This window comes from Pseudomonas sp. LBUM1653 (genome assembly GCF_059716115.1).
Map to the genome: position 1 here is coordinate 1,934,433 of NZ_CP166803.1, position 23,464 is coordinate 1,957,896.

At 57.0% G+C, this 23,464-nt stretch carries 18 protein-coding genes; 13 read left to right on the forward strand and 5 right to left on the reverse strand.

Annotated elements, in window-relative coordinates; genetic code table 11:
• Positions 1–255 precede the first annotated feature (255 nt).
• From ACA054_RS08910 to ACA054_RS08930, 5 genes are all read right to left on the reverse strand, one after another.
• Positions 256–1,182 carry a GGDEF domain-containing protein gene (locus tag ACA054_RS08910; RefSeq protein WP_497689059.1) on the reverse strand — a complete coding sequence of 309 codons (927 nt, stop codon included), beginning with the start codon at positions 1,180–1,182 and terminating at the stop codon, positions 256–258.
• Between the two features lie 360 nt (positions 1,183–1,542).
• Positions 1,543–2,283 carry a YciK family oxidoreductase gene (locus ACA054_RS08915; RefSeq protein WP_497689060.1) on the reverse strand — a complete coding sequence of 247 codons (741 nt, stop codon included), beginning with the start codon at positions 2,281–2,283 and terminating at the stop codon, positions 1,543–1,545.
• A 162-nt stretch (positions 2,284–2,445) separates the two neighbouring features.
• Positions 2,446–3,117 carry an N-acetylmuramic acid 6-phosphate phosphatase MupP gene (gene mupP, locus ACA054_RS08920; protein ID WP_497689061.1) on the reverse strand — a complete coding sequence of 224 codons (672 nt, stop codon included), beginning with the start codon at positions 3,115–3,117 and terminating at the stop codon, positions 2,446–2,448.
• Positions 3,118–3,121: 4 nt separating this feature from the next.
• Positions 3,122–3,820 (reverse strand): bifunctional 2-polyprenyl-6-hydroxyphenol methylase/3-demethylubiquinol 3-O-methyltransferase UbiG, encoded by a 699-nt coding sequence (gene ubiG / locus ACA054_RS08925; protein WP_008065228.1) that lies wholly within the window; start codon positions 3,818–3,820, stop codon positions 3,122–3,124.
• A 58-nt stretch (positions 3,821–3,878) separates the two neighbouring features.
• The gene (locus ACA054_RS08930; RefSeq protein WP_497689062.1) at positions 3,879–5,213 is read right to left on the reverse strand and encodes a TRZ/ATZ family hydrolase; all 1,335 of its coding nucleotides are present in this window, start codon (positions 5,211–5,213) and stop codon (positions 3,879–3,881) included.
• A gap of 108 nt (positions 5,214–5,321) precedes the next feature.
• Between ACA054_RS08930 and mtnA the strand changes: the two genes are divergently transcribed.
• From mtnA to ACA054_RS08995, 13 genes are all read left to right on the forward strand, one after another.
• On the forward strand, positions 5,322–6,398 hold the full coding sequence (gene mtnA / locus ACA054_RS08935) for an S-methyl-5-thioribose-1-phosphate isomerase (RefSeq protein ID WP_497689063.1): 1,077 nt from the start codon (positions 5,322–5,324) through the stop codon (positions 6,396–6,398).
• Between the two features lie 445 nt (positions 6,399–6,843).
• A complete protein-coding gene (gyrA, locus tag ACA054_RS08940) occupies positions 6,844–9,498 on the forward strand; it encodes a DNA gyrase subunit A (RefSeq protein WP_497689064.1) in 2,655 nt (884 codons plus the stop codon).
• Between the two features lie 251 nt (positions 9,499–9,749).
• On the forward strand, positions 9,750–10,835 hold the full coding sequence (gene serC, locus ACA054_RS08945) for a 3-phosphoserine/phosphohydroxythreonine transaminase (RefSeq protein WP_497689065.1): 1,086 nt from the start codon (positions 9,750–9,752) through the stop codon (positions 10,833–10,835).
• A complete protein-coding gene (gene pheA, locus ACA054_RS08950; protein WP_007908404.1) occupies positions 10,835–11,929 on the forward strand; it encodes a prephenate dehydratase in 1,095 nt (364 codons plus the stop codon). Before serC ends, pheA begins: the two co-directional genes overlap by 1 nt.
• A gap of 13 nt (positions 11,930–11,942) precedes the next feature.
• On the forward strand, positions 11,943–13,055 hold the full coding sequence (gene hisC, locus ACA054_RS08955; protein ID WP_497689066.1) for a histidinol-phosphate transaminase: 1,113 nt from the start codon (positions 11,943–11,945) through the stop codon (positions 13,053–13,055).
• A gap of 28 nt (positions 13,056–13,083) precedes the next feature.
• Positions 13,084–15,291, forward strand: coding sequence for a bifunctional prephenate dehydrogenase/3-phosphoshikimate 1-carboxyvinyltransferase (locus ACA054_RS08960; RefSeq protein WP_497690260.1), 2,208 nt, complete (start codon positions 13,084–13,086; stop codon positions 15,289–15,291).
• Positions 15,288–15,977: a (d)CMP kinase gene (gene cmk / locus ACA054_RS08965; protein ID WP_497689067.1), complete on the forward strand. Its 690-nt coding sequence runs from the start codon at positions 15,288–15,290 to the stop codon at positions 15,975–15,977. The genes ACA054_RS08960 and cmk overlap by 4 nt, the downstream gene beginning before the upstream one ends.
• Before the next feature lie 119 nt (positions 15,978–16,096).
• Positions 16,097–17,791 (forward strand): 30S ribosomal protein S1, encoded by a 1,695-nt coding sequence (rpsA, locus tag ACA054_RS08970; protein WP_008065216.1) that lies wholly within the window; start codon positions 16,097–16,099, stop codon positions 17,789–17,791.
• A 217-nt stretch (positions 17,792–18,008) separates the two neighbouring features.
• The gene (locus ACA054_RS08975) at positions 18,009–18,287 is read left to right on the forward strand and encodes a hypothetical protein (RefSeq protein WP_497689068.1); all 279 of its coding nucleotides are present in this window, start codon (positions 18,009–18,011) and stop codon (positions 18,285–18,287) included.
• Positions 18,288–18,417: 130 nt separating this feature from the next.
• Entirely contained in the window at positions 18,418–18,711 is a 294-nt protein-coding gene (gene ihfB / locus ACA054_RS08980; RefSeq protein ID WP_497689069.1) for an integration host factor subunit beta, read from the forward strand.
• Positions 18,712–19,179: 468 nt separating this feature from the next.
• Positions 19,180–20,226, forward strand: a complete 1,047-nt coding sequence (locus ACA054_RS08985) for an LPS O-antigen chain length determinant protein WzzB (RefSeq protein ID WP_497689070.1) — start codon at positions 19,180–19,182, stop codon at positions 20,224–20,226.
• Between the two features lie 734 nt (positions 20,227–20,960).
• On the forward strand, positions 20,961–22,193 hold the full coding sequence (locus ACA054_RS08990) for an O-antigen translocase (RefSeq protein ID WP_497689071.1): 1,233 nt from the start codon (positions 20,961–20,963) through the stop codon (positions 22,191–22,193).
• Positions 22,190–23,395 carry a glycosyltransferase family 4 protein gene (locus ACA054_RS08995; RefSeq protein ID WP_497689072.1) on the forward strand — a complete coding sequence of 402 codons (1,206 nt, stop codon included), beginning with the start codon at positions 22,190–22,192 and terminating at the stop codon, positions 23,393–23,395. The genes ACA054_RS08990 and ACA054_RS08995 overlap by 4 nt, the downstream gene beginning before the upstream one ends.
• The last annotated feature ends 69 nt before the right edge of the window (positions 23,396–23,464 follow it).

The window sequence follows — 23,464 nt, forward strand, 5'->3', positions numbered from 1 at the left end:
GGCGTTTGGAAAAGTGAGTCGCCGTAAGGGCGAAACCATAAGTGGACGTTACCGCAGAAATGGATATGTACTCAAACAACAATCCCCACAGGCTTTGACGCGGCATGGATCAACATTGGTAGAGGCGCCAATGGAGGTAGTCACAGATTGACGGACGGGCTCAGGGCGTGAGGGGGCAAGAAAATCAAAAGCCAGCGGTGCGGCGACCCGACTTGCCGGCGAGGCAGCTTTGAATCCTGCATCGAATTCGGGATTTCACCCCGCCATCGTCAAGCGGTTACGCCCCTCGCGCTTTGCGACGTACAGTGCGCTGTCGGCCCTGCGTAACAGGCTATCGGCGGACTCTCCGGGCAGCAGGGTCGAGCAGCCGAGGCTGACTGTCAGCTCAACCGTGCAGCCATCGGCTGGGTAATCCTCGGTCTGCGCTGCATTGCGCAGGCGTTCGCCGACCAGGGCCGCCGCTTCGCGGCTGGTGTTGGACAGCAGGATCAGGAACTCTTCGCCACCGTAGCGAAACACCATGTCGACGTTGCGCAACTGGTTCTTGATCGAGGCGGCCACCGCCTTGAGCACGTCATCACCGGCGCCGTGCCCATGAGTGTCGTTGATCTGCTTGAAGTGATCGATGTCCAGCATCAACAAGGACAAGGGTTGCATATGACGTCGTGCCAGCTCAATTTCCCGCTGCAGCGTCTGGTCCATGGCGATGCGATTGCCGGTGTCTGTCAGCGGATCACGCAACGCACTTTGGGTGGCGGCGCGATAAAGCAGGGTATTGCGCATCGGGAACAGCAGCGCGGCCAGCAGAGACTCGAGGTTGCCCTGTTCCTGTTCGCTGAAACGCTGGTTGCGGCGAAAGATCAGTTCGCCCAGGTGTTCGCCTTCGTGGCTCAGGCTGTAGCTGATCGAATGGTGGCCCCGCTGACCGAATTCCAGGCGCAAGTCACTGCTTTTGTGCTGGTAGCTCAAGGCATCAAGCGGTACCAGTCGCTGGATTTCGCGGTAGAACAGCCCAAGTATGCGTTGCGGCTCAAGGCTGGTTTGCAGCTGCAGGTTCAATTGCTGGCGCAATTGCGCAAGGCTGACGGGCCTCTCCAGAATCGGCGGCTGCTGACCAAAGCCCAGGCGTTGCAATTTGGCGCTATCGAAGTCAATTGCGTTGGTCTGGGGAGGTGATTTCATATGGCGTGCGCCCTTGAGCAGTAAGGCTGTCTTACAAGCTGGGTGCGAGCGGCTCTAGGCTGCGCGTCATACTGGTCCGTCAGTCCCGTAGGACATTTCGTACAAGCTTAATCTGCTTTATCGCAGATTAGTAATCTGCAATTCGGCCTCGCACCCTCTGCTTTCCCACAGCTAGTCCGGGCAAATGCTGAGCGAAAGTCGTGCCACTTATCTGATTTTTATTAAAATCGTTCTGAATCAATAAGTTGATCAGCACCAAGAGCGGCGAGAGAAAAAGTGCGACGGTTGTTTGACTAATAATGCGCTCTCGTTGGCGTGCCGCGTCGGGAAGCCGACGCGGCACAAAAGCGACGTACGGTATTACTGGGCGTTGAATGCCTGGCCGTTGATACCGGTACTGTCCGGGCCCATCAGGTAGAGGTAGACCGGCATGATCTCCTCTGGCGTTGGGTTGTTCAGCGGGTTTTCACCCGGATACGCCTGGGCGCGCATGCTGGTGCGAGTAGCCCCCGGGTTGATGCTGTTGGAGCGGACCGGTGCCACGCTGTCGACTTCGTCGGCCAGGGTTTGCATCAGGCCTTCGGTGGCGAATTTCGAGACACCGTAAGCGCCCCAGTACGCGCGGCCCTTGCGCCCGACGCTGCTGGAGGTGAACACCACTGAGGCATCCTGGGACAGCTTGAGCAGTGGCAGCAGGGTGCTAGTCAGCATGAACATCGCGTTGACGTTGACCTGCATTACGCGCATGAAATTTTCGCCGGACAGCTGTTCGATCGGGGTGCGCGGACCGATGATCGATGCGTTGTGCAGCAAGCCATCCAGGTGGCCGAATTCGCTCTCGATCATCGCGGCCAGCTCATCGTATTGATGGGGCAGGGCGGTTTCCAGGTTGAACGGGATCACGGCAGGTTGCGGATGGCCGGCGGCTTCGATGTCGTCGTAGACTTGGGCCAGGTTGGCTTCGGTCTTGCCCAACAACAGGACGGTGGCGCCATGGGCGGCGTAGGTTTTGGCGGCGGCAGCACCAATGCCGCGACCAGCGCCGGTGACCAGGATGACCCGGTCCTTGAGCAGCTCGGGGCGGGCGGAATAATCAAACATAAAAACCTCAGCAAAAATTCTTCAGGTCAAGCGCGTTCCCTGTGGGAGCGAGCCTGCTCGCGATGTCGTCAACGATGACGCGGCAAGCCTGGCGCTGCGCGGCGCTTGCGGGTTTTTCGCGAGCAGGCTCGCTCCCACAAGGGCCAGTCTCAACAAAAAAACTCAGCAGCCACAGAGCGCGCTATCAAGCACCTTGCGCAACTCCAGCGGATGATCGACCACCACATCCGCCCCCCAATGCCGCGGATTATCGTCCGGGTGGATGTAGCCGAACGTCACGGCGGCCGTCCTGGTGCCGGCATCGCGCCCCGATTCGATATCGCGCAGGTCATCGCCCACGAACAGCACGCTGGCCGGGTCGAGGTCGAGCATCTTGCAGGCGAGGATCAACGGCTCCGGGTCAGGCTTGCTGTTCTTCACGTGATCCGGGCAGATCAGCAGCGCCGAGCGCTCGGCCAGCCCCAGCTGCTGCATGATTGGCTCGGCGAAACGCAGCGGCTTGTTGGTGACCACGCCCCAGATCAGGTTGGCCTTCTCGATGTCGGCCAGCAGTTCGCCCATGCCGTCGAACAGCTTACTGTGAACCGCGCAGCCAACCAGGTAGCGCTCGAGGAACTCCAGGCGCAACGCCTCGAAACCTGGTGATTCCGGGTCCATGGAGAAGGTCGCGGCGACCATCGCCTTGGCACCGCCGGAGATTTCGTCGCGGATGTGCTTGTCGTTGATCGGCGGCAGACCACGGTCGGCACGCATCGCCTGGCAAATCGCAATGAAGTCCGGCGCGGTGTCGAGCAGGGTGCCGTCCATGTCGAAAAGAACTGCTCTGATACGCATCGGCTTACTCCTCGCGCAGGGTCTGGATCATGTAGTTGACGTCCACGTCGGACGCCAGTTTGTAATGCTTGGTCAACGGGTTGTAGGTCAGGCCAATGATGTCCTTGACGGTCAGGCCGGCCATGCGGCTCCAGGCACCGAGCTCGGAAGGGCGGATGAATTTCTTGAAGTCGTGGGTGCCGCGTGGCAACAGCTTCATGATGTATTCGGCGCCGACGATGGCGAACAGGTACGCCTTCGGGTTGCGGTTGATGGTGGAGAAGAACACCTGGCCGCCCGGCTTGACCATGCGAAAGCACGCGCGGATCACCGAGGATGGGTCCGGTACGTGCTCGAGCATTTCCAGGCAGGTGACCACGTCGAACTGCTCCGGCATTTCCTCGGCCAGGGCTTCGGCGGTGATCTGCCGGTATTCGACGTTCACGCCCGATTCCAGCTGATGCAGTTGTGCCACCGCCAGTGGCGCTTCGCCCATGTCGATGCCGGTCACGGTCGCGCCGCGCTGGGCCATGGCTTCACTGAGGATGCCGCCGCCGCAACCGACGTCGAGGACTTTCTTGCCGGCCAGGTTGACGCGTTCGTCAATCCAGTTGACGCGCAGCGGATTGATGTCGTGCAGCGGTTTGAATTCGCTCTCGCGGTCCCACCAGCGATGGGCCAGGGCTTCGAATTTGGCGATTTCGGCGTAGTCGACGTTGCTCATGGTTTAAGTCCTCTAAAACTTGAAAAATCCTGTAGCCCCGGTGTCTGGTCCGGGGGGCTTACGATTCTTTGCGGCCGCTGATGCGCTGGCCCCAGGCCTTGGCGGTGGCGACGAGTTGCTGTTCATCCAGGCGCGTCAGGCGACGGTCGTCGAGCAGTTGCTTGCCCGCGACCCAAAGGTGTTTCACGCAATCGCGGCCGGACGCATATATAAGCTGCGAAACCGGGTCGTAGACCGGTTGCTGGGCCAGGCCCGAAAGGTCGAACGCGACGATGTCGGCGGCCTTGCCCAGTTCCAGCGAGCCGACCTCGGCTTCGATTCCCAGTGCACGGGCACCGTTGAGGGTAGCCATGCGCAAGGCACTGTGGGCGTCCAGTGCGGTGGCCGAGCCCGCGACAGCCTTGGCCAGCAGGGCGGCGGTACGGGTTTCGCCCAGCAGGTCCAGGTCATTGTTGCTGGCGGCGCCGTCGGTGCCGATGGCCACGTTGACCCCGGCCTGCCACAAACGCTCCACCGGGCAGAAACCGCTGGCCAGCTTCAGGTTCGACTCCGGGCAGTGAATGACATGGGTATTGCTTTCTACCAGCAACGCCAGGTCTTCCTCGTTGATCTGGGTCATATGCACTGCCTGGAAGCGCGGCCCCAGCAGGCCCAGGCGCGCGAGGCGGGCCAGCGGCCGTTCACCACGCTGTTCGAGCGCTTGCTGCACTTCGAAGGCGGTTTCATGCACATGCATGTGGATCGACGCGTCCAGTTCTTCGGCGATCATCCGGATTTTTTCCAGGTTCTCATCGCCCACGGTGTAGGGTGCATGGGGGCCGAAGGTGATTTTGATGCGTTCGTGATGCTTGAGGTCGCCAAACAACTCGATACCCTGGCGGATCGCCTCGTCCGCCGTGCTGGCGCCCGGGATCGGGAAGTCGAGGATCGGAATCGCGATTTGTGCGCGAATGCCGCTGTTGTGCACACGCTCGCTGGCAACCTTCGGGAAGAAATACATGTCAGAGAAGCAGGTGATGCCGCCTTTGAGTTGTTCGGCGATGGCCAGGTCCGTGCCGTCGCGGACGAAATCCTCGTCGACCCACTTGGCTTCGGCCGGCCAGATATGGTTTTCCAGCCAGGTCATCAGCGGCAGATCGTCGGCCAGGCCACGGAACAGGGTCATTGCCGCATGCCCATGGGCGTTGATCAGGCCGGGGCTGAGCAGGGTGTCCGGCAATTCGCGCACTTCGGTTGCGTTAAGCTGCAGGGCGTTGCTGCGTGGACCGATGAACGCGATGCGCCCGTCACGGATGCCCAGGCCATGATCCTTGAGCACGACGCCTGCGGGTTCGACGGGTACCAGCCAGGTCGGCAGCAACAACAGATCGAGCGCAACGGCAGTGTTTGGCATCGAGGATCGGTTCCAGGGCTTTTGTAAAGGATGGCGAAGTATACCCGAGCGTCTTCGCCGGGGGATCGCTATAATCGGCGGCTTTTGTTTCTGACTGCGGGGTGTGGGATGCGCGATCGACTGTTGGCTGCTGAGAAGGTTAAGGCCATCGATTGGCGCGATGGCGCCCTGTACCTGCTGGACCAGCGTGTTTTGCCGTTCGAGGAAACCTGGATCGCCTGCACCAGCGCGGCGAGTGTGGCCGAAGCCATTCGTTCGATGGTGGTGCGCGGCGCGCCGGCCATTGGCATCAGTGCCGCCTATGGCGTTGTGCTGGCAGCGCGCGCCCGGTTTGCCGAGGGCGGCCACTGGCAGGCAGCGCTGGAAGAGGATTTCGCGCTGCTCGCCGACTCCCGTCCGACCGCGGTCAACCTGTTCTGGGCGCTGGGTCGCATGCGTGAGCGCCTGGGGCGGCTGAAAAAGCACGCAGACCCCTTGTCCGTGCTGGAAGCCGAGGCCCTCGCCATTCACGAAAGCGACCGCGAAGCCAACCTGACCATGGCGCAACTGGGCGTCGACCTGATCCGCAAGCACCAGGGCAACGCCCAGGCGATCCTGACCCACTGCAACACCGGCGCACTGGCCACCGGTGGCTTCGGCACGGCGCTGGGGGTGATTCGCGGCGCCTTCATCGAGGGCATGGTCGAGCGCGTATATGCCAGCGAAACCCGTCCATGGCTGCAAGGCTCGCGACTGACGGCATGGGAACTGGCCAACGAAGGCATTCCGGTGACCCTTCATGCCGACTCCGCCGCTGCGCACATCATGAAGATCAAGGGTGTCACCTGGGTCATCGTCGGCGCGGACCGCATCACCGCCAATGGCGACGTGGCCAACAAGATCGGCACCTATCAGCTAGCCGTCAATGCCATGCACCATGGCGTGCGCTTCATGGTGGTGGCGCCGAGTTCGACCATCGACATGAACCTGGCCAGTGGCGACGACATTGTGCTCGAGGAGCGCGATGGGCGCGAGTTGCTGGAGGTGGGTGGCCAGCGGCTCGGGGCCGATGTTGATGCGTTCAACCCGGTGTTCGACGTGACCCCGGCGGACCTGATCGATGCGATCGTCACCGAAAAAGGCATCGTTGAACGGCCGGATACGGCGAAGATGACGCAGTTGATGTGCCGTAAGCGCCTGCATTGAAGACTTCTGGTGCCTGTTAAATCGCCTTCGCGAGCAGGCTCGCTCCCACAGTAATCGAGGTGTGACCGCAATTGGCGGCGCAATGAAGAACTACTGTGGGAGCGAGCCTGCTCGCGAAGGGGTCCTGAAAGCAGTAAAACAGCTCGAATTTGACCCTGGTTCTCCATTCAACACGGCTCTAAGCCCCTCTCGCCCCCTTCAAGCCTGTCATCGGTCAACTAACTATGCTCCATGCGCATCAGGGGGATAGGTGCGTGGCGGCTCTTGTGATAACATCCGGCGGTTTCCAAGGTTGCCTCGCGGGGCGACCTTTACTGCGCAGATCCATGGCATAACTCGTTGATTTGTCGTAAGTCGGTGCACGGCACTCAGCCTGCAGCGGCGAGCTTCGTTCGTCCCATATGGATGTGACGAAGTTTCACCAGAAAAAGGAATCAGGCTTCTCATGGGCGAACTGGCCAAAGAAATCCTCCCGGTCAATATCGAAGACGAGCTGAAGCAGTCCTATCTCGACTACGCGATGAGCGTAATTGTCGGGCGGGCACTGCCGGATGCGCGCGATGGCTTGAAGCCCGTGCACCGGCGCGTGCTGTTCGCGATGAGCGAGCTGGGCAACGACTTCAACAAGCCGTACAAGAAATCTGCCCGTGTTGTCGGTGACGTGATCGGTAAGTATCACCCGCACGGTGATACTGCGGTGTACGACACCATCGTTCGGATGGCGCAGCCATTCTCCCTGCGCTACCTGCTGGTAGACGGCCAGGGCAACTTCGGTTCCGTGGACGGCGACAACGCCGCGGCCATGCGATACACCGAAGTGCGCATGACCAAGCTGGCGCACGAGCTGCTGGCTGACCTGCATAAAGAAACCGTGGACTGGGTGCCGAACTACGACGGCACCGAAATGATCCCGGCGGTCATGCCGACCCGAATTCCCAACCTGTTGGTCAACGGCTCCAGCGGTATCGCCGTGGGCATGGCGACCAACATTCCGCCGCACAACCTCGGTGAAGTCATCGACGGTTGCCTGGCGCTCATCGACAACCCCGAGCTGACCGTCGACGAGCTGATGCAGTACATCCCCGGTCCGGACTTCCCGACCGCCGCGATCATCAACGGTCGCGCCGGCATCATCGAAGCCTACCGCACCGGTCGCGGACGCATTTACATGCGCGCCCGCTCGATGATCGAAGACATCGACAAGGTCGGTGGTCGCCAGCAGATCGTCATCACCGAACTCCCTTACCAGCTGAACAAGGCGCGCTTGATCGAGAAGATCGCCGAGCTGGTAAAAGAGAAGAAGCTCGAAGGCATCACCGAGCTGCGCGACGAGTCCGACAAGGACGGTATGCGCGTCGTGATCGAGTTGCGTCGCGGCGAAGTGCCTGAGGTGATCCTCAACAACCTCTACGCTCAGACCCAGCTGCAAGCGGTGTTCGGTATCAACATCGTCGCGCTGATCGACGGCCGTCCACGGATCCTGAACCTCAAGGACCTGCTGGAAGCCTTCGTCCGTCACCGTCGCGAAGTCGTCACCCGTCGTACCGTGTTCGAACTGCGCAAGGCGCGCGAGCGCGGTCATATCCTCGAAGGTCAAGCGGTTGCCCTGTCGAACATCGACCCGGTCATCGCCCTGATCAAGGCCTCGCCGACCCCATCGGAAGCCAAGGAAGCGCTGATCAGCACTCCTTGGGAGTCCTCGGCGGTCGTAGCGATGGTGGAACGTGCCGGCGCCGATTCGTGCCGTCCGGAAAACCTCGATCCGCAATACGGTCTGCGCGACGGCAAGTATTTCCTGTCGCCAGAACAGGCGCAAGCCATTCTGGAACTGCGTCTGCACCGCCTGACTGGCCTGGAACACGAAAAACTGCTGGCCGAGTATCAAGAGATCCTCAACCAGATCGGCGAGCTGATCCGCATCCTCAACAGCGCCACGCGCCTGATGGAAGTGATCCGCGAAGAGCTGGAAGTGATCCGTGCCGAATACGGCGACGTGCGTCGCACCGAGATCCTCGATGCGCGTCTCGACCTGACCCTGGGCGACATGATCCCGGAAGAAGAGCGCGTCGTGACCATTTCCCACGGTGGCTACGCCAAGACCCAGCCGCTGGCGGCCTACCAGGCCCAGCGTCGTGGCGGTAAAGGCAAGTCGGCGACCGGCGTTAAGGATGAGGACTACATCGCTCACCTGCTGGTTGCCAACAGCCACACCACGCTGCTGCTGTTCTCCAGCAAGGGCAAGGTGTACTGGCTGAAGACCTACGAAATCCCTGAAGCGTCCCGCGCTGCCCGTGGCCGTCCTCTGGTCAACCTGCTGCCGCTGGATGACGGTGAATACATCACCACCATGCTGCCTGTCGAGGAATACACCGAAGGTCACTTCATCTTCATGGCCACCGCCAACGGCACCGTGAAGAAGACCCCGTTGGAATCCTTCAGCCGTCAACGCAGCGTCGGCCTGATCGCGCTGGAGCTGGACGAAGGCGACGTACTGATTTCCGCGGCCATCACCGATGGCGAACGTGAAGTCATGCTGTTCTCCGACGGCGGCAAGGTCACTCGCTTCAAGGAATCCGACGTTCGCGCCATGGGCCGTACCGCTCGCGGTGTGCGCGGTATGCGTCTGCCGGAAGGGCAGAAGCTGATTTCCATGCTGATCCCGGAAGAAGGCAGCGAGATCCTCACCGCTTCGGCGCGTGGCTACGGCAAGCGTACTGCGATCACCGAGTTCCCGGAGTACAAGCGTGGCGGCCAGGGCGTTATTGCCATGGTCAGCAACGAGCGCAACGGCCGTCTGGTCGGTGCGGTCCAGGTGCTCGATGGCGAGGAAATCATGCTGATTTCCGACCAGGGCACCCTGGTGCGCACCCGTGTCGACGAAGTGTCGAGCCTGGGTCGTAACACCCAGGGCGTGACCCTGATCAAGCTGGCCAACGATGAAACGCTGGTCGGTCTGGAGCGGGTCCAGGAGCCGTCGGAAGTCGAAGGTGAAGAGCTGGAAGGTGAAGAAGGTGCTGTGTTCGAAGGCAATGTCGTGATCGACGACATCGTTGAGGGCCAACAACTCGACGCCGCCGCTGACGAAGAACCACAGGAATAAGCGGGTAAACAGGGGGCGGATGAAAATTCGCCCCCTTGTTGTTTGTCCGAAAGGAAAATGTCGACACCCATGGATATCCCCTGTGGGAGCGAGCCTGCTCGCGAAGCAGGCGCCGCGGTATCTCTGAAACACCGCGGTGATGCATTCGCGAGCAGGCTCGCTCCCACAGGTTGTTTGCTTCAGCAGAGATCCTGTGTCGATTGATAATATGATTTATTGCGTGATACCACCAAATCAGAGCGAGATTGGATGTGAGCAAGAGAGCCTATAACTTCTGTGCCGGTCCTGCGGCGCTTCCCGAAGCCGTCCTGAAGCGCGCCCAGGGTGAACTCCTCGACTGGCACGGCAAGGGCCTGTCGGTCATGGAAATGAGCCATCGCAGTGATGAGTTCGTGTCCATCGCCACCAAGGCCGAGCAGGATCTGCGTGATCTGCTGAATATCCCCTCGAACTATAAAGTGCTGTTCCTGCAAGGTGGCGCCAGCCAGCAATTTGCTCAGATTCCCCTGAACCTGTTGCCTGAAAGCGGCACCGCCGACTATATCGACACCGGTATCTGGTCGCAGAAAGCCATCGAAGAAGCGTCGCGCTTCGGCCACGTCAATGTTGCCGCGACCGCCAAGCCCTACGACTATTTCGCCATTCCTGGCCAGAACGAATGGAAGTTGTCCAAGGACGCGGCCTACGTTCACTACGCGCCGAACGAAACCATCGGCGGCCTGGAATTCCAGTGGATTCCTGAAACTGGCGACGTGCCATTGGTGGCCGACATGTCCTCGGACATCCTCTCGCGTCCGGTGGATGTCTCGCGCTTCGGCATGATCTACGCCGGCGCCCAGAAGAACATCGGCCCGAGCGGCATCGTGGTCAACATCGTGCGTGAAGACCTGCTGGGTCACGCCCGTTCCATTTGCCCGACCATGCTCAACTACAAGGTCGCGGCCGACAACGGCTCGATGTACAACACCCCGCCGACCCTGGCGTGGTACCTGTCTGGCCTTGTGTTCGAGTGGCTCAAGGAACAGGGCGGTGTCGAGGCCATCGGCAAGCTCAATGACGTCAAGCAGCGCACGCTGTACGACTTCATCGACGCCAGCGGCCTCTACAGCAACCCGATCAACAAGTCGGACCGCTCGTGGATGAACGTGCCGTTCCGCCTGGCGGACGACCGTCTGGACAAGCCGTTCCTGGCCGGCGCCGACGAGCGTGGCCTGCTGAATCTCAAGGGTCACCGTTCCGTAGGCGGCATGCGCGCCTCCATCTATAACGCCGTCGACATCGTTGCGGTCAACGCACTGGTTTCGTACATGGCAGAGTTCGAGAAGGAACACGGCTAATGTCTGAGCAAGAACTCAAGGCACTGCGCGTTCGCATTGATGCTCTGGACACCAAAGTCATGGAGCTGATCAGTGAGCGCGCACGCTGCGCCCAGGAAGTTGCGCGAGTAAAGATGGCCTCGCTGGCCGAAGGCGAAGTGCCGGTGTTCTATCGTCCTGAGCGCGAAGCTCAGGTGCTCAAGCGTGTCATGGAGCGCAACCAGGGGCCGCTGGGCAACGAAGAGATGGCGCGGTTGTTCCGCGAAATCATGTCCTCGTGCCTGGCCCTCGAGCAGCCGCTGAAAGTGGCGTACCTCGGCCCTGAAGGTACCTTTACTCAAGCCGCTGCGATGAAGCACTTCGGTCACGCCGTGATCAGTAAGCCGATGGCGGCCATCGACGAAGTGTTCCGCGAAGTGGCGGCGGGTGCGGTGAATTTTGGTGTGGTGCCGGTGGAGAACTCCACCGAAGGCGCGGTCAACCACACCCTCGACAGCTTCCTTGAGCACGACATGGTGATCTGTGGCGAAGTCGAGCTGCGTATTCACCATCACCTGTTGGTCGGTGAAAACACCAAGACCGACAGCATCAGCCGCATCTACTCCCACGCCCAGTCCCTGGCCCAGTGCCGCAAGTGGTTGGACGCCCATTACCCGAATGTCGAGCGCGTGGCGGTGTCCAGCAACGCCGAAGCGGCCAAGCGGGTCAAGGGTGAGTGGAATTCGGCGGCGATTGCCGGTGACATGGCGGCCGGACTGTATGGCCTGACCCGTCTTGCCGAGAAGATCGAAGACCGCCCGGACAACTCGACGCGCTTCCTGATGATCGGTAACCAGGAAGTGCCGCCGACCGGCGACGACAAGACTTCGATCATCGTGTCCATGAGCAACAAGCCTGGCGCGCTTCACGAGCTGCTGGTGCCGTTCCATGACAACGGTATCGACCTGACCCGGATCGAAACCCGTCCGTCGCGCAGCGGTAAATGGACCTACGTGTTCTTCATCGACTTCGTCGGCCACCACCGTGATCCGTTGATCAAGGGTGTGCTGGAAAAGATCAGTCAGGAAGCAGTAGCACTCAAAGTGCTGGGTTCCTACCCGAAAGCAGTTCTCTAAGGGGCGGTAGCAAATGAGTGGCAATTTCCTCGCTCTGGCACAGCCGGGCGTGCAACAACTTTCGCCTTACGTTCCGGGCAAACCCGTGGACGAACTGGCGCGTGAGCTGAATCTCGATCCAGCCAGCATCGTCAAGCTGGCAAGCAACGAAAACCCGCTGGGCGCGAGCCCCAAGGCCCTGGCCGCCATCCGTGATGCGCTGGCCGAATTGACTCGTTATCCAGACGGCAATGGTTTTGCGCTCAAGACCCTGCTGGCCGAACAATGCCGCGTCGAGCTGAACCAGGTGACGTTGGGCAACGGCTCCAATGACATCCTTGAGCTGGTGGCGCGCGCCTACCTGGCGCCGGGCCTGAATGCGGTGTTCAGCGAGCATGCGTTTGCGGTCTACCCGATCGTGACCCAGGCTGTCGGCGCCCAGGCCAAAGTGATTCCGGCCAAGGATTGGGGGCATGACCTGCCTGCGATGCTGGCGGCCATCGATGCCGATACCCGCGTCGTGTTCATCGCCAACCCGAACAACCCGACCGGGACCTGGTTCGATACCGAGGCGCTGGACGAATTCCTCCAGGACGTGCCGGAGCACGTGCTGGTGGTGCTGGACGAGGCCTACATCGAATACGCCGAAGGCAGCGACTTGCCGGACGGTCTGGACTTCTTGGCGGCTTACCCGAACCTGCTGGTGTCGCGCACATTCTCCAAGGCCTACGGCCTGGCAGCTTTGCGCGTCGGCTATGGCTTGTCTACCGCCGTGGTCGCCGACGTGCTGAACCGCGTGCGCCAACCGTTCAACGTCAACAGCCTGGCCTTGGCTGCTGCGTGCGCTGCGCTGCAAGACGCTGAATACCTGGCTGAAAGTCGGCGCTTGAACGAGTCGGGCATGCAGCAACTGGAGGCGGGTTTCCGTGAGCAGGGGCTGAGCTGGATTCCGTCCAAAGGTAACTTCATCTGCGTTGATCTGGGGCGCGAAGCGGCTCCGGTGTTCCAGGGCTTGCTGCGCGAAGGCGTGATCGTGCGTCCGGTGGCCAACTACGGCATGCCGAACCACTTGCGCATCACCATTGGTCTGCCGGCGGAAAACAGCCGCTTCCTTGAGGCGCTGGCCAAGGTTCTGGCCCGTGGTTGATGTCACTGCACTGCAATCTGCTGAACCTATGATCGGACGCCTGGTGGTGGTCGGTCTGGGGTTGATCGGCGGTTCGTTTGCCAAGGGTTTGCGTGAAAGTGGTCTGTGCCGCGAAGTGGTCGGGGTCGATGTCGACCCGCAGTCGCGCAAGCTGGCGGTTGAGCTGGGTGTGGTGGATCGCTGCGAAGAAGACCTGGCGGTTGCTTGCCAGGGCGCCGACGTGATCCAGCTGGCTGTGCCGATCCTCGCCATGGAAAAAATGCTTGGCCGTTTGGCCGGCATGGATCTGGGGCAAGCGATTCTGACTGACGTCGGCAGCGCCAAGGGCAATGTCGTGCGCGCGGCGAGCGAAGCTTTTGGCGGCATGCCGGCGCGTTTCGTGCCGGGGCATCCGATCGCCGGTTCCGAGCAGAGCGGGGTGGAAGCCTCCAACGCCGAACTGTTCCGTCGCCACAAAGTGATCCTGACACCGCTGGATCAGACCGATCCGCAAGCCTTGGCCGTGGTCGATCGCTTGTGGAGCGAACTGGGCGCCGATGTCGAGCACATGCAGGTCGAACGGCACGACGAAGTGTTGGCGGCCACCAGTCATCTGCCGCACTTGCTGGCATTCGGCCTGGTCGACTCGCTGGCCAAGCGCAATGAAAATCTTGAGATCTTCCGTTACGCTGCGGGCGGTTTCCGCGACTTCACAAGAATCGCCGGCAGCGACCCGGTCATGTGGCATGACATCTTCCTCGCAAACCGCGAAGCTGTCCTGCGCACACTCGATACATTTCGCAGCGACCTCGACGCCTTGCGCGACGCGGTCGATGCAGGGGATGGGCACCAATTGTTGGGCGTTTTCACGCGCGCCCGGGTTGCCCGCGAGCATTTCAGTAAAATCCTGGCCCGTCGGGCCTATGTGGACGCTATGAATTCCAACGATCTGATTTTCCTGGCTCAACCTGGTGGCCGCCTGTCCGGTCGGATTCGCGTACCAGGTGACAAGTCGATTTCCCACCGTTCGATCATGCTGGGCTCCCTGGCCGAAGGCGTCACCGAAGTCGAAGGTTTCCTCGAGGGCGAAGACGCCCTGGCGACCCTGCAGGCGTTCCGTGACATGGGCGTGGTCATCGAAGGCCCGCATCATGGTCGTGTGACCATTCACGGTGTCGGCCTGCATGGCCTCAAGCCAGCGCCGGGCCCGATCTACCTGGGCAACTCCGGCACCTCGATGCGCCTGTTGTCCGGCCTGCTGGCGGCGCAGAACTTCGATAGCACGCTGACCGGCGACGCTTCGCTGTCCAAGCGCCCGATGAATCGCGTGGCCAATCCGCTGCGTGAAATGGGTGCCGTGATCGAGACTGCCGCTGAAGGCCGTCCACCGATGATCATCCGTGGTGGCAACAAGCTCAAAGGCCTGACCTACACCATGCCGATGGCCAGTGCCCAGGTTAAATCCTGCCTGCTGCTGGCGGGTCTGTACGCCGAAGGCAAGACCACCGTCACCGAGCCTGCGCCGACTCGCGACCACACCGAGCGCATGCTGCGCGGCTTCGGCTACCCGGTGACCGTCAACGGCGCGACCGCATCGGTCGAGTCCGGCAGCAAGCTGACCGCGACCCATATCGAAGTGCCTGGCGACATCTCGTCGTCGGCGTTCTTTCTGGTGGCCGCATCGATTGCCGAAGGATCGGAGTTGGTGCTCGAGCACGTCGGCATCAACCCGACCCGTACCGGCGTGATCGACATCCTGCGCCTGATGGGCGCCGACATCACCCTGGAAAACCAGCGTGAAGTGGGCGGCGAGCCAGTGGCTGACCTGCGCGTTCGTGCAGCTAAACTCAAGGGTATCGAGATTCCGGAGGCGCTGGTTCCGCTGGCGATCGACGAGTTCCCGGTGTTGTTCGTCGCGGCTGCCTGCGCCGAGGGTCGTACCATTTTGCGTGGCGCCGAAGAGCTGCGGGTCAAGGAGTCGGACCGTATCCAGGTCATGGCCGATGGCTTGCTGGCGTTGGGCGTCAAGTGTGAGCCGACCCCGGATGGCATCATCATCGACGGCGGCTCGATCGGTGGCGGTGAAGTGCACGGTCACGGCGACCACCGGATTGCCATGGCCTTCAGCGTTGCCTCGCTGCGCGCTACTGCGCCGATCCGCATTCATGACTGCGCCAACGTCGCGACGTCGTTCCCCAACTTCCTCGCGCTGTGCGCGCAGGTTGGTATCCGCGTTGCCCAAGAGGCTCAGTCGTGAAGAACATTGCACCGGTCATCACCATCGATGGGCCAAGCGGCTCGGGCAAAGGCACCATCGCCGGGATCCTGGCCAATCGCCTGGGCTGGAACCTGCTGGATTCCGGTGCGCTGTACCGCCTGCTGGCATTCGCCGCCCACAACCACGGCGTCGACCTGACCAATGAAGAGCTGCTGAAGAAACTGGCCGCTCATCTGGATGTGCAGTTCATCGCGGCGACCGAAGGTCAGCTGCAGCGCATCATCCTGGAAGGGGATGAAGTCAGCGATGTGATCCGTACCGAAACCGTCGGCTCGGGTGCCTCCCAGGTGGCTGCATTGCCCGCGGTACGCGAGGCGCTGCTGCAGCGCCAGCGCGCCTTCCAGGAAGCGCCGGGCCTGGTGGCCGATGGTCGCGACATGGGCACCGTGGTGTTTCCGGATGCGCCGCTGAAGATTTTCCTGACAGCCAGTGCCGAGGAAAGGGCACGCCGTCGATATTTGCAGTTGAAGGGCAAAGTCGAGGGTGTTAGTCTGTCGAGTCTGCTAGATGAGATACGTGCACGCGATGAGCGTGACACCCAGCGAGCGGTAGCCCCGCTCAAGCCGGCGGCTGACGCCATACAGCTGGATTCCACGGAATTATCCATCGACCAGGTGCTGGAACGCATCATGAGCGAGATCGCAATCCGCGATATCGCCGGGTGACCAAGAAGCGCAACAGGGGACCAGTCATAGTCCTGCGGTGCTTCTTTAAATGAACGTAACCCACGTCGTCTGGGATGTGGAGATGGGCGTATTCTTCGCCCTTATACTCAGGAATTAAAATGAGCGAAAGCTTTGCGGAACTCTTTGAAGAAAGCCTAAAAACCCTGAACCTTCAGGCAGGCTCCATCATCACCGGTGTTATCGTTGATATCGATTACCAAGCTCGCTGGGTAACCGTTCACGCTGGCCTGAAGTCTGAAGCACTCATCCCGCTTGAGCAGTTCTACAACGACGCTGGCGACCTGACTATCAACGTCGGTGACGAAGTTCACGTTGCGCTGGACTCGGTAGAAGACGGCTTTGGCGAAACCAAGCTGTCCCGTGAAAAAGCCAAGCGCGCTGAATGCTGGATTGTTCTGGAAGCTGCCTTCGCAGCCGAAGAAGTGGTCAAGGGCGTTATCAACGGTAAGGTTAAAGGCGGCTTCACTGTCGACGTTAACGGCATCCGTGCGTTCCTGCCAGGTTCTCTGGTTGACGTCCGTCCAGTGCGCGACACCACGCACCTGGAAGGCAAAGAGCTGGAATTCAAGGTCATCAAGCTGGACCAGAAGCGCAACAACGTTGTCGTTTCCCGTCGTAGCGTCCTGGAAGCCGAGAACTCCGCCGAGCGCGAAGCTCTGCTGGAATCCCTGCAGGAAGGCCAGCAAGTCAAAGGTATCGTCAAGAACCTCACCGATTACGGCGCATTCGTCGATCTGGGTGGCGTCGATGGCCTGCTGCACATTACCGACATGGCTTGGAAGCGTATCAAGCATCCTTCCGAAATCGTCAACGTTGGCGACGAGATCGATGTCAAGGTTCTGAAGTACGATCGCGAGCGCAATCGTGTTTCCCTGGGCCTCAAGCAACTGGGCGAAGATCCATGGGTTGCTATCAAAGCCCGTTACCCAGAAAGCACTCGCGTTACCGCTCGTGTAACCAACCTGACCGACTACGGCTGCTTCGCTGAGCTGGAAGAAGGCGTTGAAGGCCTGGTACACGTTTCCGAAATGGACTGGACCAACAAGAACATCCACCCTTCGAAAGTCGTACAAGTCGGCGACGAAGTGGAAGTTATGGTTCTGGACATCGACGAAGAGCGTCGTCGTATCTCCCTGGGCATCAAGCAGTGCAAATCTAACCCATGGGAAGATTTCTCTGGCCAGTTCAACAAGGGCGATAAAATCTCCGGCACCATCAAGTCGATCACCGATTTCGGTATCTTCATTGGTCTGGACGGCGGCATCGACGGCCTGGTTCACCTGTCCGACATCTCCTGGAACGAAGTTGGCGAAGAAGCTGTTCGTCGTTTCAAGAAGGGCGACGAGCTGGACACCGTTATCCTGTCGGTTGACCCAGAGCGCGAGCGCATCTCCCTGGGTATCAAGCAACTGGAAAGCGATCCGTTCTCCGAGTACGTTCAAGAGAACGACAAAGGCGCAATCGTTAAGGGCATCGTGAAAGAAGTTGACGCCAAAGGCGCCATCATCACCCTGGCCGACGATATCGAAGCGACTCTGAAAGCCTCCGAAATCAGCCGTGACCGCGTTGAAGACGCGCGCAACGTTCTGAAAGAAGGCGAAGAAGTAGAAGCCAAGATCATCAGCGTTGATCGCAAAAGCCGCGTAATCCAGCTCTCGATCAAGTCGAAAGACGTTGAAGACGAGAAAGAAGCTATCCAGAGCCTGCGCGACAAGCCAGTAGCTGGTGACGCTCCAGTAGCCACCACCCTGGGTGACCTGCTGCGCGCTGCACAAGCGGAAAAACAGAACTAAGTTCTGACTTTCTGTAAAAAAAAGGGCGACTTCGGTCGCCCTTTTTTGTGCCCGGAATTTGGCCAATGTCCCTTAGGTGCGATCTTCTCAGCTGAAACTACGAAACATTACCTAACCAAAACTGTCTGTTTCTTTAGCAGGATCAATCGCTTATTTGCAGCTAGTCTTAGCTTGGGGTAAACGACGGTCGGGCTGCGTGCCCGGCATAAGGATGTGAATGAAAAGGCTCGTTGTCGTGATGGCAGTGCTGGCATTGGCGGGTTGTGCCACTAGTGCAAGAACGCATGCCGTGCGTGGGGTCAGTGGTATCGAGATCGATTGCTCGGGACTGGGGTCGGGTTGGGAAAGATGCCAAAAGCGCGCAGTTAAAGAATGCAAAGGTGCAGGCTACACAGTCGTGGCAAGGTCCGATGACGCCAAGGAGGAGGAAGAGTCTTTCTTAGGCTTCAATCCCGCGGGCTTTCTCACGCGGACGATGCTGGTTATCTGCAGGTGAGCAGGCGGGCAGGGCGCTGCAGTGCCTGGGAGAGAAAAAACAGGGTACAGGATGGGGCTGTTCAAATGTGTCAGGGCGTGCTAAAACCTTTGAAGCGCTGATCTAGCTGCTTGAAAAAGAAGGGAAAATTATGACGAAGTCGGAGTTGATCGAACGAATTGTCACCCATCAAGGGCTGCTCTCATCAAAGGATGTGGAGCTGGCCATCAAGACCATGCTTGAGCAAATGTCCCAATGCCTGGCCACCGGCGATCGTATCGAGATCCGTGGTTTTGGCAGCTTCTCACTGCATTACCGTGCGCCTCGGGTAGGGCGTAATCCGAAGACAGGTCAGTCGGTTAGCCTGGATGGCAAGTTTGTTCCTCATTTCAAGCCGGGGAAGGAACTGCGGGATCGGGTGAACGAAGATGAGGATGAGGAGTGATTCTCAAAATCCTTACTGGGGAGAGCTTGGATGACGAGTCTTAAGAAGGCTGTTCTGGTCCTTTGTTTATCAGGATGTTCTGTTGCGGTTTTAATTTTTATGCTTGAAAATCAGCAACTATCACAGCTTACTTTTTTTGGTAAGAGAACCCCATTACTGCCAAATTCAGTTTTTATGGCGGTATTTTTTTTGGTGGGGATGCTGCTTGGCCCCCTTCTTGCGCTAGTGTTCGGGCGGAGGCGCAAACGGATAGCTGCGCAGTAGATTTTTACACTATAGTTGTTGTGTTTTTTAGGGTTTTTGAAAGTATCAATGTTGATTTATTTATATTGGAGCGTAGGCGGTGCATGACATTCCGTCTATTCCCTAAAGATTGGCAAGATGTATATGTCACTAGCTGTTTAGAAAAATCTCGATCACTCAAATGAGCGGTTGGCAGTCGTAAATCAGGTGTTATGGAAGGGGCAAATGCTTAATAGTAAAGATTCTAACAATATGGGGGAGATAAATCTCTCCGATTTATTCGGTATTCTTTGGCTTAATAAGTTGGCGATTGTTGGTTTTACCTTCCTGATAACTTTAATAGGTATAGCGTACGTTGTTATCGCTCGGCCAGTTTATGAGGCAAAGGCTTTTGCTATTCCCCCTACTCAAAATGATATCGCAAATCTCAATTATGGTCGAGTTAGAGACACAGAGTTAACGCCGCTCACGGTAAGTGCTGTGTACTCAGTTTTTTTGCAAAATTTGAGGGGGGAGACTCTTCGTCAATCATTTGTATCTGAAGTGATGATGCCCGAGTTAATCAAGGATGAAGCTGGTGATGGCAAGGATCTCAAGTATTCTGAAGTTGCAAGGCGCATAGTTGTATCTCAGTCTTCAAGGGAAATTCCTGATAAGTACATGGTGGCTATTCAGGGTAGTGATCCTGTACAGGCTGCGAAATGGGCTGACGAATATATTCAGCGCGCAGGGGTTCTATCAAAGCAAGAAATAATTAAGGATGTTACCTACGAGGCTGAAGTTAGAGTGCGTAGTCTCGAGCGTCAAATTGCCGAGTTACGTGAAAATGGTCAGAAGGTCCGCGAGGATACTATTACAAAGCTCCGCGAAGCCCTTCGAGTTGCGAGCGCCATTGGGTTGGAGAAGCCACCGATTATATCAGGTAACCCTGCGGTTCAAATTGCAGGAAGTTTAGATGGGCAGCTTATTTATATGCGTGGTACCAAGGCGCTTGAGGCCGAAATTGAGAATCTGGAGAAGCGGGAATCCAATGACCCCTTTATCCAGCGCTTACGCGATCTTGAATCGACGCGTGATTTTTACGCATCTATCCCGTTAAGTCTTTCGGATGTAAAAACTTATCGGATGGATGGTGCTGTAGAGCAGGTGTCAAACGCCATAAAGCCGAAGAAATTGTTGATTGTTATATTTAGTGCTCTGTTTGGTGTGATAGCGGGATGCGGCTTTGTTGTAATTCGGCATTTATTTCGGACTCGATCAGGTGGCGTTTAATCTGATCAGCGGAAAAGCTAAATAGCCCATGTTGCTGTTTTAGTCGTGGTGGGCTATTTAGATGCTTTGTATGCTTGTTTGGATGGTGCGACCTGATTTAGATTAAGTTTTATGGTGGTAATATAAGCATCCATTCTTTATCAAGTCCGTACATATTTTAACTGCATTCATCGAGTTCAAATTAAATCATGAGTCGCCGGAATGCTAGCGAAGGTTTGGACGATGATTAGGCTCATGCAGTTAAAGCCATCAGCAAGAATTCTGGGGTGTATCTGGCATTTAGACGTTAGCCCCTTGCTAAGGGCCGCTGTCGATCACCCGACTCAAGCCCAGGCCCATCGGTTAGGGAAGTTTCAAGGGCTGGGTTCCGTCACTTGATCCTCTGGCATCGAAATAACAGCCTGTCGGATGCTTCCAGCCACAGCGATTGACAAAACAGATGGTCGAAAATTCCGAGCGGATAGCATAAACTAAGGTGTTAAACGCCCGATTTTTTCATTTTTGCTAGGGGCTGCGTCGCTTGGAGGATTTCTGGTCATTTGCTCGTGTGTTGGGTTCATAGGATGGACCGGTTTGGAGTTCGTCAATTTCTTGGTTCCTGCGTTCGAGTAGCACGGGGGGGGATAATGGCTCTAAATGACATTTTTGAGTGAGAGGTACTCGTTTGGACCATGCGTCGACTCCAGTAAAGGAACGTGGATGAGGTTAGAAATTTGGCAAGGTTGAGAGCCGGTGTGCATTTTGCCTCCTCGATATTAGTGAAGGCGGTTGCGGGACTCCTGGTCATAAAATTATTGGCTTGGAAACTAGGGCCTGATGGTTTTGGTTTGCTCGGCCAACTTATGACGCTGGTCGCAATTACTGGAATGTTTGCTGGTGGTGGTATTACGAATGGCTTGATCAAGGTCCTTGCTAAGTCACCTATCGAATCCAAAGAGGGTCAGGTCTGGCTTTCGACGGCCTTTACTCTGACAACCTTAATTTCTGTACTTGTTGCGATTTTGTTGTCGGTTTTTTCCGTTTCTCTATCAGAAAGTTTAATGCAGGGCGGATTCACGGCGCTTTTCATCGGTCTTGGCTTGGCTCAAGCGATAGTAGGTTATGCGAGTTTGATCCAGGCTGAGGCAAGTAGTCGGGGTGAAAGTGGTTTTTACGCAAAAGTCAACATAATAGGAACTATAATCGGCACAGCCATATTGGCCTTGTCAGTTCATTTTTTTGGTTTTAATGGTGCGGCATATTCGGTAATGCTGATGCCTGCTGTTACGGCAGCGGTTGCATTTTTGTTCATGTTTTTTCATCGTAGACAGCTTTTACAGTTTTTTAATTTTTTGTTTGATCGAGTCAAAATGCGTCATCTGATGTCTTTTTCGCTTTTAGCATTGGTCGGCTCTACGTCGGTTCCTATAGCACAAATTCTGATGCGCGATGGGTTGGCGCAGCAGTTTGGTTGGGACCAGGTTGGGTTGTGGCAGGGCGTGATCAAGTTATCAGACGTCTACATGCAGTTCGTCGGTGTTGTCTTGATGAACTACGTTCTACCCCGATACGCCGCGGCCAATAATATAGGGGCGGTGATCAACGAGTTCAAATTGAGTCTTATGTGGCTGTTATCTGCTTTGTTGCTCGGATTTGTTGTTCTTTATGGTTTGAGAAACTTTGTTATTAAGTTGATTTTTTCAGACGAATTTCTTCCTATGACAGATTATTTTTTACCGCAGATGGTAGGTGATATCTTCCGCACTATCGCATCAGCGATATCAATAATTTTTATGGCCAGAGGCGCTGTGCGAGTATCGATACTCTTCGAGTTCGCGCAAGGCATGTTTATTTTCATTGCATTCACCGTTTTGCGTGATGGTTTTGGTGCAATGGCGCCAGTTTATGCACACGTTGTTACTTATGGATTATTATCCATTTTCATGGCTATGGGGCTTGGTTACTGGTTTAGGAGAATGCAGCCATGAAGATATTGATGTTGTGCAATAAATTTTCCCTTTCTGAAAATGACCCTTGGTTGACCAATGAGTTGGCGGATTCTTTTCAAGAGTTAGGGCACGAGATTACGGTTGTACGCTTGGATTGGTGGGCGGAGCCTGGTAGTGCTCGTCAAAATTCCAGGCTTGCAAATGGTATCGAAGTCATATCAATTCCTCCTGTGCTGGTACGCTTCCCTATAGCCTTCGTTTCCCGTGCCCTGAAGTGGAGTTTATCTTCGTTTTCAGCATATTTTGTAGCTCGAGAACTTTCTAATAAAATCGACTTTGATTTGATGATCTCTTTTTCTCCAGCGGTAACAATGGCCTTGCCTATAATGGCGCTGGCGAAGAAAAAGTCACTCACCTCGTTATTGATTCAATGGGATTTTTTTCCACATCATCATCGGCAAATCGGTTTGTTTTCTTCCGGCGCATCATTTTATATTGCGAGAAAAATTGAAGAACTGTTGATACGAAAATTTGATGTGGTTGTATGTATGTCTCCAGCCAACGAGGCTTATCTGCGTAAGCATTACCCATTACGAGATGAACAACGCATTTGCATCGCCCCAGTTTGGGGAAAAGAAACAGCTTTACCCGACGTCGATCGTTACGACGTACGAAAAAAGTACAATTTACCGGAAAGCAGTCCGTTAGTTGTTTTTGGTGGGCAGCTGGTTCATGGTCGGGGTCTTGAAGATTTGCTCGATGCTGCGAAACTTGCGCATAAAAATGGATCTAGCGTGGTTTTCCTTGTGATCGGGAGTGGCTCGCTTGAGTTTCTTGTCGAAGAATGCCTAGCGCAAGGTTGCAAAAATCTAATCTGGATTCGTCGAGTGCCTCGAAATGAATACCTAGGATTAATCAAGTCATGTGACCTTGCACTGGTGTGTACTGTAAGGGATGTCGATGTTCCAAGCTTCCCGTCGAAGACTATCGACTATTTGAGGGTTGGATTGCCTATTGTTGCATCAGTCGAGGCTTCTACCGACTATGGTGATTACATAGCTTCTTTGGGAGTAGGCGTCAGTGTCGAGGCGGGAGAGCCGGAGTGCTTGCTTAGATCCGTCGAAAATTTATTACGTGATAATAATAGTATGAGCTCCATGAGTGAGCTCGGGCCTATTAGGTTCAAAGAAATATTTGAGGTGAGTCACATTACATCAAAGCTAATCGATATGGTCGTGTGACGGAATGTCCAGAAAGTGACCTGGTTCAGGTTGTACGCTTGGGTAAGTCGCTCTATGGATTGCATTTTA

Bases quoted from the DNA above. Each gene is read 5' to 3' on its own strand.
- mtnA (WP_497689063.1), top strand. From the start codon at position 5,322: ATGCGCGATCGACTGTTGGCTGCTGAGAAGGTTAAGGCCATCGATTGG.
- ACA054_RS08915 (WP_497689060.1), bottom strand. From the start codon at position 2,283: ATGTTTGATTATTCCGCCCGCCCCGAGCTGCTCAAGGACCGGGTCATC.
- ubiG (WP_008065228.1), bottom strand. From the start codon at position 3,820: ATGAGCAACGTCGACTACGCCGAAATCGCCAAATTCGAAGCCCTGGCC.
- hisC (WP_497689066.1), top strand. From the start codon at position 11,943: ATGAGTGGCAATTTCCTCGCTCTGGCACAGCCGGGCGTGCAACAACTT.
- ACA054_RS08910 (WP_497689059.1), bottom strand. From the start codon at position 1,182: ATGAAATCACCTCCCCAGACCAACGCAATTGACTTCGATAGCGCCAAA.
- ACA054_RS08960 (WP_497690260.1), top strand. From the start codon at position 13,084: ATGATCGGACGCCTGGTGGTGGTCGGTCTGGGGTTGATCGGCGGTTCG.
- mupP (WP_497689061.1), bottom strand. From the start codon at position 3,117: ATGCGTATCAGAGCAGTTCTTTTCGACATGGACGGCACCCTGCTCGAC.
- ACA054_RS08930 (WP_497689062.1), bottom strand. From the start codon at position 5,213: ATGCCAAACACTGCCGTTGCGCTCGATCTGTTGTTGCTGCCGACCTGG.
- pheA (WP_007908404.1), top strand. From the start codon at position 10,835: ATGTCTGAGCAAGAACTCAAGGCACTGCGCGTTCGCATTGATGCTCTG.
- ACA054_RS08995 (WP_497689072.1), top strand. From the start codon at position 22,190: ATGAAGATATTGATGTTGTGCAATAAATTTTCCCTTTCTGAAAATGAC.
- gyrA (WP_497689064.1), top strand. From the start codon at position 6,844: ATGGGCGAACTGGCCAAAGAAATCCTCCCGGTCAATATCGAAGACGAG.
- ihfB (WP_497689069.1), top strand. From the start codon at position 18,418: ATGACGAAGTCGGAGTTGATCGAACGAATTGTCACCCATCAAGGGCTG.
- ACA054_RS08985 (WP_497689070.1), top strand. From the start codon at position 19,180: ATGCTTAATAGTAAAGATTCTAACAATATGGGGGAGATAAATCTCTCC.
- ACA054_RS08975 (WP_497689068.1), top strand. From the start codon at position 18,009: ATGAAAAGGCTCGTTGTCGTGATGGCAGTGCTGGCATTGGCGGGTTGT.
- rpsA (WP_008065216.1), top strand. From the start codon at position 16,097: ATGAGCGAAAGCTTTGCGGAACTCTTTGAAGAAAGCCTAAAAACCCTG.